Origin of the sequence: Bacillus sp. SRB_8, from assembly GCF_003264205.1 — a bacterium.
Taxonomy (GTDB): Bacteria; Bacillota; Bacilli; order Bacillales; family Bacillaceae_G; genus Bacillus_A; species Bacillus_A mycoides.
Genome location: NZ_NADT01000004.1, coordinates 385925 through 400121, shown reverse-complemented (window position 1 = coordinate 400121; position 14197 = coordinate 385925). Strand labels below are relative to the sequence as shown.

The following is a 14197-nucleotide window of genomic DNA, read 5'->3' as shown; positions in this document are numbered from 1 at the left end:
TCACCCTTCCGCTTTTAATTCTAATAGTAAATCTCTTAATTCAGCTGCACGCTCGAAATCTAATGCCTTTGCTGCTTCTTTCATCTCTGCTTCCATCTTCGCAATTGTATTTTCACGTTCTTTTTTCGTCATCTTCTTAGCTGGTGTTGCTTCATATATTTCCGTATCCTCAGCTGCTGTTGTCGCACGAATAACGTCACGTACTCCTTTTTGAATCGTTTTCGGCGTAATACCATGCTTTTCATTGTAAGCTTCTTGTATACTACGACGACGCTGTGTTTCTTCAATTGCAATTCCCATTGATCTCGTTATGCGATCTGCGTACATAATAACGCGGCCGTTTGCATTACGCGCCGCACGACCAATTGTTTGAATTAATGAACGCTCTGAACGTAAGAAACCTTCCTTATCAGCATCTAAAATAGCTACAAGTGATACTTCTGGAATATCTAATCCTTCTCGTAATAAGTTAATACCGACAAGTACATCAAACTTACCAAGGCGAAGATCACGGATAATTTCAATACGCTCTAATGTTTTAATTTCAGAGTGAAGATAATTCACTTTAATTCCTACATCTTTTAAATAGTCCGTTAAATCCTCTGACATTTTCTTCGTTAAAGTCGTAATTAATACACGTTCATTTTTCGCAATCCGGTCATGGATTTCTCCTAATAAATCATCTATTTGTCCTTCAATTGGTCGTATATCAATTGGTGGATCTAAAAGCCCTGTTGGACGAATAATTTGTTCTATTGCTTTCGGTGACTGCTCTAACTCGTACGGTCCTGGCGTTGCCGAAACGTAAATAACTTGATTCGTTTTCTCTTCAAACTCATCAAACGTGAGCGGTCTATTATCTAAAGCTGATGGCAGACGGAATCCATGATCAACAAGCACTTGCTTACGTGCTTGGTCCCCGTTATACATCGCTCTTACTTGCGGAACCGATACATGCGACTCATCCATAACGATTAAGAAATCCTCTGGAAAATAATCTAAAAGCGTATACGGCGTTGAACCTGCTGGACGAAGTGTTAAATGACGGGAATAGTTTTCAATCCCTGAACAAAAGCCCATCTCGCGCATCATTTCTAAATCATAACGCGTTCGCTGTTCTATGCGCTGCGCCTCTAACAACTTACCGTTATCATTTAATTCTTTTAAACGCTCTTCTAATTCTTTTTCGATATTTTCAATAGCGACCTTCAGCTTTTCTTCACGTGTAACGAAGTGAGATGCCGGGAAGATTGCTACATGATCACGTTCTGCTAATACTTCACCCGTTAATGCATTTACTTCTCGAATACGATCTATTTCATCCCCAAAAAATTCAATTCGAATACAATGCTCATCAAGTGATGCGGGGAAGATTTCAACTACATCTCCGCGCACACGGAATGTACCACGCTTAAAATCAATATCATTACGTCCATACTGTACATCAACAAGTTCACGAAGCAATTGATTGCGGTCCTTTTCCATACCAACTCGAAGCGAAACAACTAACTCGCGGTATTCTTCCGGAGAACCTAAACCGTATATGCACGAAACACTCGCAACGATAATAACATCATCTCGTTCAAATAAGGAAGACGTTGCCGAGTGGCGTAATTTATCAATTTCATCGTTAATTTGCGCATCTTTTTCAATAAACGTATCCGTATGTGGTACGTACGCTTCCGGCTGATAATAATCGTAATAACTAACAAAATACTCCACAGAATTGTTAGGAAAGAAATCTTTCAGCTCACTATATAACTGTCCTGCTAACGTTTTATTATGAGCCATTACAAGTGTTGGCTTCTGCACTTCTTTAATGACATTTGAAATCGTAAATGTCTTACCCGTTCCTGTCGCTCCAAGCAACACTTGCTTTTTCTTTCCACTATTAATTCCCTCTACAAGCTTCTCTATCGCTCCCGGCTGATCACCTTGCGGGGAATACTCTGAGATAATTTCAAATGGATGTTCCAACTAAAAACCGACCTCCTCATAAAAATCTGTATTATTATTTTACCACGAATGCCCATAAAAAACCTAAGAAAACGAACAGATATTCGGTAAAGTTTTCGACAAGTTATATATAGAAAAAGGAAGGAATAAATACTTCCTTCCTCTACTAACTCTATTTTTTAAGTACATATAATAAGTCATATCCATTGCGCCCATTTTCATTCGTACAATCTATTAACCTATATGCCGTTTCTGATTCACGTTGCTCTTTAACAATCCTTTTACAACTATCTTTATGTAACCCTTTATGGTCACCAGCAAATTGATCTTGTCTATTATCTAACACATAAAGTATATCTTTCTCACTATGCTCTAACGTTTGAAAAATCGGGTCACCTTCATGTGTATACTGTACAATTCTTATTTTATCAACTTCCCCTTGTTCCACATTCCAAACGAACTTCTCGAATTTATCTAGATTAGAAATTTCCGCCCCCTTTGCAACGACATCATTCTTCTTATCAATTGCACTGTTAGGTTGTGAACATGCTACTAAACTAAAGAGAAATAAGTATATAAAACCTGTTCTTTTTTCTATTGTTATCCTCTCCTATATAAACTATTGGTATACTAGAAAAAAGCTACTTTCCTCTATGAAAGTAGCTTTTTGTTTCCTTTCTCCTTCTTCGGAAAAATAACATATGAAAATGAAATCGCAGTATCCGCTAAAAGAATAATAGCCCATACTTGGCTTACACGGCTTGCTGCTTTATTTAAAACGATTCCTGACTCTAACCAATTTCCCCAGTGTTCTACTGGAATAAGCCCATACATGAAGAAAAAGAATATATGAACAGCAATAAACAAAATAAGATGTAAAACCCAATTTTTTATTTCCTGCTTCGCATGCGCCATCCCTGTTACTTCAAGTGGTTCTTCGATAATAGGCGCCGGTTCATTCCGCCACTTCGCAACTAATTTTTGTACATATATATCTAATTTCTTCAAATCCTTTTTCCCATAAAAAACTGCATATAATAAAATGATTACCGTAATGATTTGAAAATTAGAGAACTTCCCTGTTTGATAGTAGTCCACTACTCCTAAAGTTAAAATAAACACTTCATTTACAAGTAGCACAATCCCCATAATAAAACTTGCCTTTTTCAAGCGAAATCCATACCTTAGTAAAAAGAATCCGATAGCCGATAACCAAAATACAATCTCTGCCCCAATTAAAAAATACCAACGATATTCTGCAAGTATACTCATTTATCCCTCTCCCTTTCGTCATATATACGAAAAGCCTCATCCATATATAATAGAAGCTCTTCTTCAATTGGATACATACTCATTTTCTGTGAATCTTCTTTTGACTTTCTTACTTCCCACAATTTATCTAAAAATGCTTCATCACCATTTGCCATCTCTAAACACTTCTGCATTAATTTCTTTGTTGCGCCTTGTACCTCATCACATGATGCTTCCTTACCGTCTTTCATAAAGTTACGTAGTTGCTTTAATAAATTTACCCATTCTAAAACATTCGGGTCTTCTTCACTCATGTTCGGCAAATTATGAAGCAACTTTTGTTCTCCCTTAGAAAAAACTTCATTTTGAAACATCTCACGTATTCGCGGAGACTGTTTCGAAAGCTGAATGAGTTCAAACATAACTTTCCAATCCAGTTCTCCCTCCACATCTACTGAATAAACAACTGCCTGTAAAATACGTTCCATTCGATTAAATTTTTTCTGTTCTTCCTGTACAAATCTAAGTTGCTTTTCAAGCGATACTTTTAAATTGAGCTCATCCGTTATTAACATATTCGTAATCTCTTTTAATGAAAAACCCATTTCTTTTAAAAATAAAATTTGCTGCAAACGAACAACATCTCTCTCGCTATATAACCGATGCCCTCCATCAGTTTTCCCACTCGGCTTTAATAAATCAATTTGATCATAATAACGTAACGTCCTTACTGTAACCCCTGTTTCCCTCGTTAGTTCTTGAATTGAAATCAACTCCATCACCTCTTCTCCTTCATTATAAAAGGTGACGTAACGTAACTTTCAAGTAGTTTGTAAAAAAAATACAAAAAGCTGTTTATACCTTTTGTATAAACAGCTTTTATGGAAATAACCCCTTTTGTATAGCACGCCCACAAAATAAAATAATTGCCCCTACAACAACACTTGTTGCTGTTTTATGATAATGCGCTAAAATTAATAAATAGTATGATAAACCTACAGCACCAATCATAATACATACACTTGGCACTGGATTACGAGAGAAGTTTTGTATTCCCCAAAACAAAGCAAAAATAGCCGTAGCGACACATAATACCGGTAATCCCATCCCAGTTCCCCTTTTTCTATCTATTCCTTGTTGCTAACACACTCGTCGATGCCATACTTATTAATAAACCAAAAATAGCAATATATAATAACTCATTTACATGTACTACTTGCCTATCTAAATACTTATTTACACAAAGATACATAATGAACAAAAAAAACGCAGCTTGTAATACAAATCGTAAAATATGACTTCATATTGTTCACAACTCGCTCATCAATTGACGGTACTCTCTCTTCTTTCAAACGCTTCTGTTCTCTATATTCCGAAATACCATATAAAATGACTAGTGCTACATTCGATATGAAGATCGTTCCCCAAGAAATACTTAAAATCATTAAACTCACATTTAAAACAAGACCCGCTAAAAACAAACTTCCTATGAACCGTATAACCTCTTGCTTACTCATACATGATCAGCCTCTTTTTGATTTCTATATTTCCATTTCGGCCAATAGTTCACAAAGAAATAAACAAACTGTCCTAATACAAATAAAACAAACGGCATGCCCGCATTTCCATAAACAATTAAATTATACAAACTCCATACCGCTAAACTCATTGTTAAAAACAACCCTAAATATTTAAACGCTTTATCCGACTGAAATCTCTCAAACTCATCTTGCATTTTCATTCCTCCTATCGTTATGCTCGTTTTCCCGCCATTACTCCTATGACGAGACTACCAGCAAATAAGAAACTACATACAATGAATATTTCTGGAATCGGTATAGTAATTCGCCCTATCGCTTTGCTTGCAACAATATAAACAATAAGCAAAAGAAATGCGAATATAAATGAGACATTTACATACTTTTTTATATTTTCATTTACCCGCTCATCTATATCTGGAAGTTCTTCTTTTTTGTACTTCCGCTTTTTGTAATTCGTATACAATATCAGAAATACAATTGCTAAAATGTTACTAACTATAAGCGATAACATCGGTATGGATGGGTCCATAATACGAACTAAAACGTCCCCTCCACATAATCCTAAGACAGTAGCGATATACAACTTTTTAGTGTCGTTCATTTTCTCTCCCCTTACTCCAGCGTAAATATTTCCTCTACCTTCATCCCAAAATATTTGGCGATTTTTAGGGATAGCTCTAGACTCGGATTATAATGATGGTTCTCAATCGCCACAATCGTCTGCCGCGTCACCTGCATCGCCTTTGCCATTTCCACTTGCGTTATATGATGTTGTTTTCGTAATTCCTTAATTTTATTTTTCACACCCATAGGCTCCACCTTCGAAAGTAAAGATATCTTTACTTTAATTATAAATATTTTCCAAATCCAAGTAAAGATATCTTTACAAAAAAAGGTAAAAAAAAGAGACATCTATACGATGCCTCTTTGCTACTACATAAATCCTAAAGCATACACAAGAACATACCCAAGAACAGATAGGCAAACCGAGCCAATCAACCCTGCCACGAATGCCCTACTTCCTAATTTGCGGAACGTTTTAAACTCTACATTTAAACCTAGCCCTGCCATTGCCATTGCAATAAGCATGTACGCAATGACTACAATATATCCGGCAACAACTTCTGGGATAATCCCAATCGAATGCACTGCACTCATCGCTAAAAATCCGAAGATGAACCATGGAATTGGAAGGTCGCGCCACGATTTTTTTTCCTCACTACCTTCACTCTTACCAAACCATAATCCAATTAAAATCGCTACTGGCACAAGCATTGCAACGCGCGTTAATTTCACGATAACTGCGATGTCTACAGCCGTACTTCCTCCTGGTGCCGCAGCTGCGATGACATGGGCGATTTCATGCAGCGTCGCACCTGAGAATACACCGTAACCGTACGGTGAGAAGCCAAGCACTGGGTATAATAGCGTATAAATAAGTGTAAATATTGTACCTAAAATTGCAATAATCGCTGCCCCAACTGCCGTTTCTTCATCCTTCGCTTTCACTTGCGGTGCAATTGCCACGACCGCAGCCGCGCCGCAAATTGCTGTTCCGCACGCTGTTAAAATTCCGAGTTTCTTTTCTACCTTAAATACTTTCGTTAGCCCATATACAACGAAAATCGTAAATGTAATAACAACCGCTGCGATGACCAATACTTTCGGCCCCGCTTTCGCAATATCTACAAGATTTAACCTCATTCCGAGTAAGATGATCCCAAAGCGTAGCAACTTCTTACTCGCAAAGTTCGTTCCCGCTATCGCTTCTTGAGGAATCCCGATTGCCGCGCGCCAAACCATCCCGATTAGAATAGCGATTACTAATTGTCCCATAATATTTAAAAATGGAAGCTCTGCTAAATATTTCGCGGCGATTGCGATTAATAACGTAATCCCAATACCTTGCGAAAATCCAAAGCCCTTCTTCTTTTGTATAACAAGTGTTTGTTCCACTTTGTACCACCCCAATAATCGTATTGGAACATGCATGTTCTTTCTAGTTACATTATAAGAGAGTTTTAATAATAAGTTTAATATCAATATTGAATCCCTATCATCAGAAATACTTATGATAAAATAAAAGCAAAAATAAAGGGGCCTAACAAATGAACGTCGACATTTTAAAGATCTTTGTTACTGTCGTTGAACAAAAACATTTTTCGCGTGCTGCGGAACTATTAAACCTTTCACAACCTGGCGTTAGTATGCACATTCGCAACCTGGAAAATGAATTTGGGACTACACTTATTCAGCGCTCCCCAAAGCACGTCCAAGTTACGGAAGCTGGAAACATATTATACATACAAGCAAAGCAGATGCTCTCACTTTATGAAGATGCAAAACAGGAAATTAATGCGCTGCATAACGTCGTAACAGGGACACTTCGCATCGGCGCTAGCTTTACAATTGGCGAATACTTACTTCCAAAAATACTTGCGCGCTTTGCCAATGAAAATCCACACGTCGAAGTTCATACTTTTATCTCCAATACGGAAGAAGTTTTGCAAAGCCTCCGCTCTAATCAAATTGATATCGGCTTAGTGGAAGGCCAAGTCGTATACGCTGACGTAGATGTTGAAACTTTTATGCAAGATGAAATGAAACTCGTCGTCCCGCCAAACCACCCATTGCTCCATATCAAGGGGATTAACGAAAATGCATTGCAAGACCAAGTCTGGGTATTAAGGGAGAGCGGCTCTGGCACACGTGCCTATAGCGATCGATTTATACAACAACATCATTTGAAAATGAAACGCTTCTTTACATTTAGCAGTATTCAAAGCGTGAAGGAAGCCGTTGCAGCCGGTCTTGGCATCGCTATCCTTTCAGATTGGACTGTTCGAAAAGAACTATTAGCAAAAGAACTATTCCACATCCCTGTTCCGAACGAAGAGCTAATCCGTCCATTCTCCATCGTGCGCGGCAAATATTTTATCCCGTCTAAAGCTATTCAAGTCTTTTTAAAACACGTAGATTCTTTTGTGAAAAAACAGAGTTGACCTTCACATTAGTGTGAAGGTTTACAATACATGTAAAAGGAGTGAAACGCATTGCGAATTGGAGAGTTATCAAAAGAAACTGGGGTTAGCGAAAGGGCACTAAGACATTATGAAGAAAAGGGATTACTCCCTTCGAAACGCCTAGCAAATGGCTACCGTGATTTTGATGAAAGTGCAATCGAAAAAGTAGAGCTGATTCAAATGTACTTGCAAATCGGCTTAAATTTAGAAGAAACAGAACGAATGCTACGTTGCCTTGAAATCGAGCCACATCTCTACGAAAATCCGTGTAGTAGTATCCTTGCACTTTACGAAGACAAACTTGATGAGGTAACGAAGCAAATCACATTACTTTCCAACATTCAAACGAATTTACAAAAACACGTTTCACTCCTAAAACAAGCAAAAGAAAAGGGATGATTACATGTTTGTTATACATGGCAGTTCAAGACAAAACGGAAATACGGAAGCTTTAACACATATGGCGATTGATGGGATTGAAACAGAACAAATTTACTTGCGTGATCATATCGTCCACCCAATCATAGATCAGCGCCATGATGTAGAAGGATTTCAAGCTGTAAATGATGACTACGAGCAGTTAACCAAACGCATGCTAGAGCACGACACGATTATCTTCGCTACACCGCTATACTGGTACGGAATGAGCGGCCACATGAAGAACTTCGTTGATCGCTGGTCACAAAGCTTGCGTAATAAATCTCTTCATTTCAAAGAAAAAATGAAAGGCAAAAAAATGTACGTTGTCATCGTTGGCGGAGACAGTCCAAAACTGAAAGCATTGCCGCTTATCGCCCAGTTTCAATATATCTTTGATTTTGTTGGTTCATCATTTGAAGGATATATTATTGGGGATGCGAATGGACTAGATGAAATCAAGAACGATGCTGAGGCGCTGGCAAAAGCACAATTGTATAATAATAAATTCAAAAATAGCACACAGAAATAAGTTTGACAAATCCATTTGTATGCGCATACAATAAAAATAATATTATGAAAGGAAGGTACTTTGACCAATGAAGTTCTAATTCTCTTATTTATTTCATCCATCACAAATAGTGAACAAAAATGATGAAAACTAGCAGAGGATTAGTCTGTCCATTTGTCGATACTTTCTTTCGATACGATCATGTAAAAAATCGTTTATTTATGTACGATTTTTACATTGAAGGGCGACATTTATCCTCTCTAGTGAAACTAGGGAGGTTTTTTTATGACTATTTTAATCGCACGTAATATCGAAAAGAGCTTTGGTGATCGCACCATATTTACGTTACCATCACTAGAAATTCAAGCAAACGATCGTATAGGGATTGTCGGAGTCAACGGAGCTGGAAAATCTACGTTATTACAAATATTAAGTAAAGAAATAGAAGCTGACAAAGGCACAGTAACTCATCATAGTTCTATCGCCATCATTCCACAGCTTAGCGAGGGGATACCGGAAACCGCTTCTTCCCTCGCTAAGGGCAAATGGAATATTTCAAACGTCGCAAATTCAATGAGCGGCGGTGAACGAATGCGCCTAAAGATCGCCCATGCCCTCGAACAAGATGCAGGCATTCTATTTGCTGATGAGCCAACAAGTCACTTAGATATGTTCGGTACAGAGCAATTAGAAAAGGCACTTTTATCTTATAAAGGTGCACTTGTTTTAATATCGCATGATCGTGATCTTTTAGATGCCATATGTACAAAAATCATCGAAGTTGAAGACGGTACTATTCAAGAATATAAAGGTAATTATTCAAACTATCGAAAGCAAAAAGAACGTGAGCGAATACAAAAGCAGGCAGAATATGATCAATATATACAAGAAAAAAATAGGTTAGAACAGTCAATTTCACAAAGAAAGCAACGTGCTTCTAGCATGACAAAAATCCCAACACGGTTCAGTTCATCTGAATCTAAACTTTATAAGTGCAGCGGGGCTCATGGGCAAGAAAATGTTAGCAAAGTAGCGAAAGCACTAGAAACACGCCTTGAAAAGTTGGAACAGAAAGAAAAACCGAAGGACTTTTCTCAAGCTCAGTTTGACGTACAATACCACACACCAATTCATAGTAAAGCAGTTGTTCAGTTTAATAAAACAACGAAGAAAATAGGGAGTCGCACACTATTTAAAAATATGAATGGAACAATTGTCCCTGGGGCAAAGCTTGCTATTTTAGGGGAAAACGGAAGCGGAAAAACAACTTTGTTCAAAATGCTTCTCGCGAACGAGCGTGGCATTCAGCTTTCGAAAAGTTGTAAAATTGGATACTTTGAACAAACATTATCTATTTTAAAAACAGATAAAACAATTTTAGAAAACGTTCTAGAAGAAACAAACTATACAGAATCGTTCGTTCGAACAATACTTGCAAGGCTCCTATTCCGCCGTGAAGATGTTCATAAACCTGTGCACATCTTAAGTGGTGGAGAACGCATGAAGGTTGCACTCGCAAAAGTATTTTTAGGAAACTATAATATGCTTCTGCTCGACGAACCGACAAACTATTTAGACTTGGCAACGCAAGAAGAATTAGAAAGCATGTTACAGGAGTATCCTGGTACAATACTTTTCATTAGCCATGACCGTGCCTTTATTCGTTCTGTTGCAAACCATATTCTACAAGTAGATGAGGGCGAACCAAGAATATTCCACGGCAATTACGAGCAATACACAAAAAGAACCACCCAAGCTTCTGTAAACGTTACTGAACAAGAATTATTACGATTACAAACAAAATTAACAGAAATCATCAGCCGGATTTCTATCCCAAATCAGCATGATGACATCACATTTCTCGAACAAGAATACGAAAAATTATTAGTTCGAATTCGGCAGTGTAAAGAAGCACTCTAATGTCTTCCCCATATATCGACGGGACCTTCCACATTTCCCAAGAAATATCGAGGCTTCGACATAGAATATCACCCTACCTATCATGTTAGACACAATAACAACAAAAAGCCGTGCACCAGCACGGCTTTTCACTTTATATACGGACAGCAGTCCCACTCACCGCAACCATTAGCATTCCTTCGCGAACTACTTCGTAGTCCACGTCGATACCAACAATGGCGTTCGCATTTTTTTGTCTTGCGAGAGTTTTCATCTCTTCCATTGCAATGTCGCGCGCTTCTTTTAATTTACTTTCGTAGGCGCCTGCGCGACCACCGACAACGTCACGGACAGAAGCGAAAAGGTCACGCACGATATTCGCACCCATGATTGCTTCGCCATTAACGATATCGATATACTCAATAATTTCTTTCCCTTGAATTGTAGAAGTTGTTGTTACAATCATGCTTTATAGCCTCCCATATAAGATTTCCACTTACTTATGGTGCACTAATTCAGCAGAAATTATATTTACGAACTAAACTGCGCCTCATACAATCGGCTGTAACCCTCACCTCGTTTGATTAGTTCCTCATGTGAACCTTGTTCTGCAATACCATCTTTATTTACAACAACGATACGATCTGCATTTTTAATCGTTGCAAGCCTGTGAGCAATAACTAATGTTGTACGGCCGACAGATAGTTCTGCAAGTGATTTTTGGATAGCAAGTTCTGTCTCTGTATCTAGCGCAGAAGTTGCTTCATCTAAAATTAAAATTGGCGGGTTCTTCAAGAACATACGGGCAATTGCTAAGCGCTGCTTTTGTCCTCCTGAAAGTTTCACACCACGCTCACCGATAACTGTATCTAAACCGCCTGGTTGCGAGTAAATTAAGTCCTCTAGCTGAGCACGTTTTACCGCCTGCCAAATTTCAGATTCTGAAGCTTTTAAGTTTCCGTAAGCGATATTTTCACGAATTGTTCCTGAGAATAAGAAAACATCTTGCTGTACAATTCCGATTTGCTTACGAAGTGACGATAACGTCATCTCTTTGGTGTCAATGCCATCAATTTGAATTGATCCAGATGAGTGTTCATAAAAACGAGGTAGTAAACTACATAGTGTTGTTTTCCCTGCCCCTGATGGTCCAACGAAAGCAACTGTTTCACCTGCATGTATTTTCAAACTAATATCGTTTAAAATCGGCTCTTTATTTTCATATCCGAACGTGATGTTATTGTATTGAATATCGCCGTGTACATGTTTAACTTCTATTGCATCTTTAGAATCTACAATATCCGGCTCTGTTTCCAGAAGTTCTACATATCTTTTAAAACCAGCGATTCCTTTCGGATAACTTTCAATAACCGCATTAATTTTTTCAATTGGGCGGAAGAAAATATTCGTTAATAAAACGAATCCAATAAATCCACCGTACGTTAATTCACCTTGCAGAACAAACCATGTACCACATATTAATACAAAGAGTCTTACAAGACGCATCAGCATATAACTAATCGATGAATTTAACGCCATAATTTTATACGCCATTAATTTTGTTGTACGGAAACGAGCATTATTTACAGCAAATTGCTCTTTCTCAAACTTTTCATTTCCGAATGCTTGTACAACACGGATACCACCTACATTGTTCTCGATACATGCATTGAAATCAGCAACGTCTGAGAATAAACGTCTAAACGTACCTGTCATTTTTTTATTGAAGTAAAGTGCCAACCATAATAAGAACGGGATTACGAAGAATGTTAGAAGTGCTAACTTCCAGTTAATCATCATCATAAATGAAAATGCTCCAACTAAAGTCATAATGGCAATGAATAAATCTTCTGGTCCATGGTGAGCAATTTCCCCAATTTCCATTAAATCGTTTGTAAGACGTGAAATTAAATGACCTGTTTTATTATTATCAAAAAATCTGAATGATAGCTTTTGAATGTGATCAAACAATTTCTGCCTCATATCTGTTTCAATGTTAACCCCAAGCATATGTCCCCAATATGTAACGACATATTGCAAACCTGCATTTAACACATAAACTACGAACAAACCGAAACAAGCCCATAAAATAAGCGTCCAGTTTTGTCCTGGTAATAACTTATCAATAAATTGATTTACGATAAGCGGGAAACCAAGTTCGAGTAAACCTGCGATAACTGCACAGGAAAAATCGAGTACGAATAAACCTTTGTACGGTTTATAGTAAGAAAAAAATTTACGTAGCATATCTTTCCTCCCTTTTCTAAATTAACAGACTCTCTAAATGATAACCATTATCAAATAATTATTCAAGTTATCCGTCTATGAAACTAAAAAAACCTTCATCTATATTTGATGAAGGTTTCCATTTTATTTTATATAGCTTCCGAATCCCACTCGTGCTCTTGCTGAACAAATACAACACCTAATTCATGATGTCCCCCGGCGTATAATGCCGTTTGAGCAAGACGAAGCTCACCATTTGTATCTACTACTTCTAATTTACAAAACGCTCCTGTCGTCTTCGTTTGAAGCGCGTCATAAAACTCTTCGGTACTTCTTGGAATGATTCCATTTACTTTCGTAATAACTTCTCCAGGTTTTAAATTCATCTCTGCCCCAATTGTATTAGGAATTGTATCTAACACAACAAGTCCATCATTACGTGCGGCAAAGTATGCTGGTCTTTTCTCGTCTGCAATTTTCTCTTGCATCGAGATTGTAAAGCGTCCAAGCATTGCGACTCCCATCGCGATAATTGCGAATACGTGCCACCAGTAACTTGCGATACCTAAAACGAGTACGAGCCCCGCTAAACCATAGACACGTCTTCCTGTAAATAATAAAGCTTCCGTCGGCTCATAACTTCTAACCTTTCTCATAAATCCAATTAAAAATGGAACGAGGAATAAAGAGTATGTAGTCGAACCTATTGAAACGACAGGCCACCAAGAAATAAATCCTGTCACCGCGTCTCCTGGTATAAGAATAAATACTGGTACAAGCCATAAACGATTGGATTCATGTAGTCCAATTCGTAGCCCACGCTTACCTTTGTTAATTTTCGGCGTAGAATAACGAACTGCATTTTTAGAGATTAATAAACCCTCTACAACGAGCATAACGCCTAGTAAAATAGCAAGGGATACAATCGTACCCTCTTCACCTTCTCCAAGCTGTAAGAAGGAAACTGGCATCTTAGACGATAACAACACGAGTGCAATCGCGATTCCGAAAGTATAAGCTACAGATAAATATCGATACATAGCAGTTAATCCGAATAATAACGTCCAAAGTAAAATTGCCCATAAACTCGCTTTTGAAACAACAAGCCCAAGCCCAATCGTAATAATAGATACGATTAATCCGTACCCAATACCTGCAAATAGAGTTGTTCGTAGTTCAAACCAAATATCATATACTTTAAAAGAAAAATCTTTTCGTTCTCGTAATATACGTAAGTATCCAACGAAGATACTACTAATTAAAAATACATAGACAGCAGGGTGTAAGAAAAAACGTCCAACTGCTCGTAGTATTTCAAAAAGCCATGCCTCCACGAATTCATTCACCACCATTTATATCATTCTTTCTTTTTA

16 protein-coding genes and 1 pseudogene are annotated in these 14197 nt (G+C 37.7%); 4 read left to right on the top strand and 13 right to left on the bottom strand.

Annotated elements, in window-relative coordinates; all coding sequences use genetic code 11:
* The 10 genes and pseudogenes from uvrB to B5P40_RS04070 form a co-directional block, all read right to left on the bottom strand.
* Window positions 1–1977 (bottom strand): excinuclease ABC subunit B, encoded by a 1977-nt coding sequence (gene uvrB / locus B5P40_RS04115; RefSeq protein WP_002016097.1) that lies wholly within the window; start codon window positions 1975–1977, stop codon window positions 1–3.
* Window positions 1978–2128: 151 nt separating this feature from the next.
* Window positions 2129–2560 carry a DUF4362 domain-containing protein gene (locus B5P40_RS04110; protein ID WP_113708891.1) on the bottom strand — a complete coding sequence of 144 codons (432 nt, stop codon included), beginning with the start codon at window positions 2558–2560 and terminating at the stop codon, window positions 2129–2131.
* 47 nt (window positions 2561–2607) lie between these two features.
* Entirely contained in the window at window positions 2608–3228 is a 621-nt protein-coding gene (locus tag B5P40_RS04105) for a hypothetical protein (protein WP_113708890.1), read from the bottom strand.
* Entirely contained in the window at window positions 3225–3986 is a 762-nt protein-coding gene (locus tag B5P40_RS04100; protein WP_002034711.1) for a MerR family transcriptional regulator, read from the bottom strand. Before B5P40_RS04100 ends, B5P40_RS04105 begins: the two co-directional genes overlap by 4 nt.
* Window positions 3987–4086: 100 nt before the next feature.
* The gene (locus B5P40_RS04095; RefSeq protein ID WP_002034710.1) at window positions 4087–4314 is read right to left on the bottom strand and encodes a hypothetical protein; all 228 of its coding nucleotides are present in this window, start codon (window positions 4312–4314) and stop codon (window positions 4087–4089) included.
* Window positions 4315–4330: 16 nt separating this feature from the next.
* Window positions 4331–4724, bottom strand: a pseudogene (locus tag B5P40_RS04090) (ATPase).
* Window positions 4721–4942, bottom strand: coding sequence for a hypothetical protein (locus B5P40_RS04085; RefSeq protein ID WP_002089582.1), 222 nt, complete (start codon window positions 4940–4942; stop codon window positions 4721–4723). The pseudogene B5P40_RS04090 and the gene B5P40_RS04085 overlap by 4 nt, the downstream one beginning before the upstream one ends.
* A gap of 17 nt (window positions 4943–4959) precedes the next feature.
* A complete protein-coding gene (locus B5P40_RS04080; protein WP_113708889.1) occupies window positions 4960–5349 on the bottom strand; it encodes a hypothetical protein in 390 nt (129 codons plus the stop codon).
* Between the two features lie 11 nt (window positions 5350–5360).
* The gene (locus B5P40_RS04075) at window positions 5361–5558 is read right to left on the bottom strand and encodes a helix-turn-helix transcriptional regulator (RefSeq protein ID WP_000538358.1); all 198 of its coding nucleotides are present in this window, start codon (window positions 5556–5558) and stop codon (window positions 5361–5363) included.
* Window positions 5559–5681: 123 nt separating this feature from the next.
* Complete coding sequence (locus B5P40_RS04070; protein ID WP_113708888.1) at window positions 5682–6704, bottom strand: YeiH family protein; 1023 nt, start codon at window positions 6702–6704, stop codon at window positions 5682–5684.
* Window positions 6705–6856: 152 nt separating this feature from the next.
* Between B5P40_RS04070 and B5P40_RS04065 the strand changes: the two genes are divergently transcribed.
* The 4 genes from B5P40_RS04065 to abc-f all read left to right on the top strand — a co-directional run bounded on the left by B5P40_RS04065 (window position 6857) and on the right by abc-f (window position 10619).
* Complete coding sequence (locus tag B5P40_RS04065; protein WP_113708887.1) at window positions 6857–7750, top strand: LysR family transcriptional regulator; 894 nt, start codon at window positions 6857–6859, stop codon at window positions 7748–7750.
* Between the two features lie 51 nt (window positions 7751–7801).
* Complete coding sequence (locus tag B5P40_RS04060; protein ID WP_002016114.1) at window positions 7802–8170, top strand: MerR family transcriptional regulator; 369 nt, start codon at window positions 7802–7804, stop codon at window positions 8168–8170.
* Window positions 8171–8174: 4 nt separating this feature from the next.
* The gene (locus B5P40_RS04055) at window positions 8175–8720 is read left to right on the top strand and encodes a flavodoxin family protein (RefSeq protein WP_113708886.1); all 546 of its coding nucleotides are present in this window, start codon (window positions 8175–8177) and stop codon (window positions 8718–8720) included.
* Window positions 8721–8984: 264 nt separating this feature from the next.
* Complete coding sequence (gene abc-f, locus B5P40_RS04050) at window positions 8985–10619, top strand: ribosomal protection-like ABC-F family protein (RefSeq protein WP_113708885.1); 1635 nt, start codon at window positions 8985–8987, stop codon at window positions 10617–10619.
* Window positions 10620–10752: 133 nt separating this feature from the next.
* Here abc-f and B5P40_RS04045 read toward each other — a convergent pair whose 3' ends face one another.
* From B5P40_RS04045 to B5P40_RS04035, 3 genes are all read right to left on the bottom strand, one after another.
* Entirely contained in the window at window positions 10753–11064 is a 312-nt protein-coding gene (locus tag B5P40_RS04045) for a heavy metal-binding domain-containing protein (protein WP_002068307.1), read from the bottom strand.
* Window positions 11065–11129: 65 nt separating this feature from the next.
* Entirely contained in the window at window positions 11130–12845 is a 1716-nt protein-coding gene (locus tag B5P40_RS04040; RefSeq protein WP_113708884.1) for an ABC transporter ATP-binding protein, read from the bottom strand.
* A gap of 128 nt (window positions 12846–12973) precedes the next feature.
* On the bottom strand, window positions 12974–14158 hold the full coding sequence (locus tag B5P40_RS04035) for a PDZ domain-containing protein (RefSeq protein ID WP_016121049.1): 1185 nt from the start codon (window positions 14156–14158) through the stop codon (window positions 12974–12976).
* Between the last annotated feature and the right edge of the window lie 39 nt (window positions 14159–14197).

Bases quoted from the DNA above. Each gene is read 5' to 3' on its own strand.
- B5P40_RS04100 (WP_002034711.1), bottom strand. From the start codon at position 3,986: ATGGAGTTGATTTCAATTCAAGAACTAACGAGGGAAACAGGGGTTACA.
- B5P40_RS04105 (WP_113708890.1), bottom strand. From the start codon at position 3,228: ATGAGTATACTTGCAGAATATCGTTGGTATTTTTTAATTGGGGCAGAG.
- B5P40_RS04095 (WP_002034710.1), bottom strand. From the start codon at position 4,314: ATGGGATTACCGGTATTATGTGTCGCTACGGCTATTTTTGCTTTGTTT.
- abc-f (WP_113708885.1), top strand. From the start codon at position 8,985: ATGACTATTTTAATCGCACGTAATATCGAAAAGAGCTTTGGTGATCGC.
- B5P40_RS04085 (WP_002089582.1), bottom strand. From the start codon at position 4,942: ATGCAAGATGAGTTTGAGAGATTTCAGTCGGATAAAGCGTTTAAATAT.
- B5P40_RS04055 (WP_113708886.1), top strand. From the start codon at position 8,175: ATGTTTGTTATACATGGCAGTTCAAGACAAAACGGAAATACGGAAGCT.
- B5P40_RS04075 (WP_000538358.1), bottom strand. From the start codon at position 5,558: ATGGGTGTGAAAAATAAAATTAAGGAATTACGAAAACAACATCATATA.
- B5P40_RS04040 (WP_113708884.1), bottom strand. From the start codon at position 12,845: ATGCTACGTAAATTTTTTTCTTACTATAAACCGTACAAAGGTTTATTC.
- B5P40_RS04065 (WP_113708887.1), top strand. From the start codon at position 6,857: ATGAACGTCGACATTTTAAAGATCTTTGTTACTGTCGTTGAACAAAAA.
- B5P40_RS04080 (WP_113708889.1), bottom strand. From the start codon at position 5,349: ATGAACGACACTAAAAAGTTGTATATCGCTACTGTCTTAGGATTATGT.
- B5P40_RS04045 (WP_002068307.1), bottom strand. From the start codon at position 11,064: ATGATTGTAACAACAACTTCTACAATTCAAGGGAAAGAAATTATTGAG.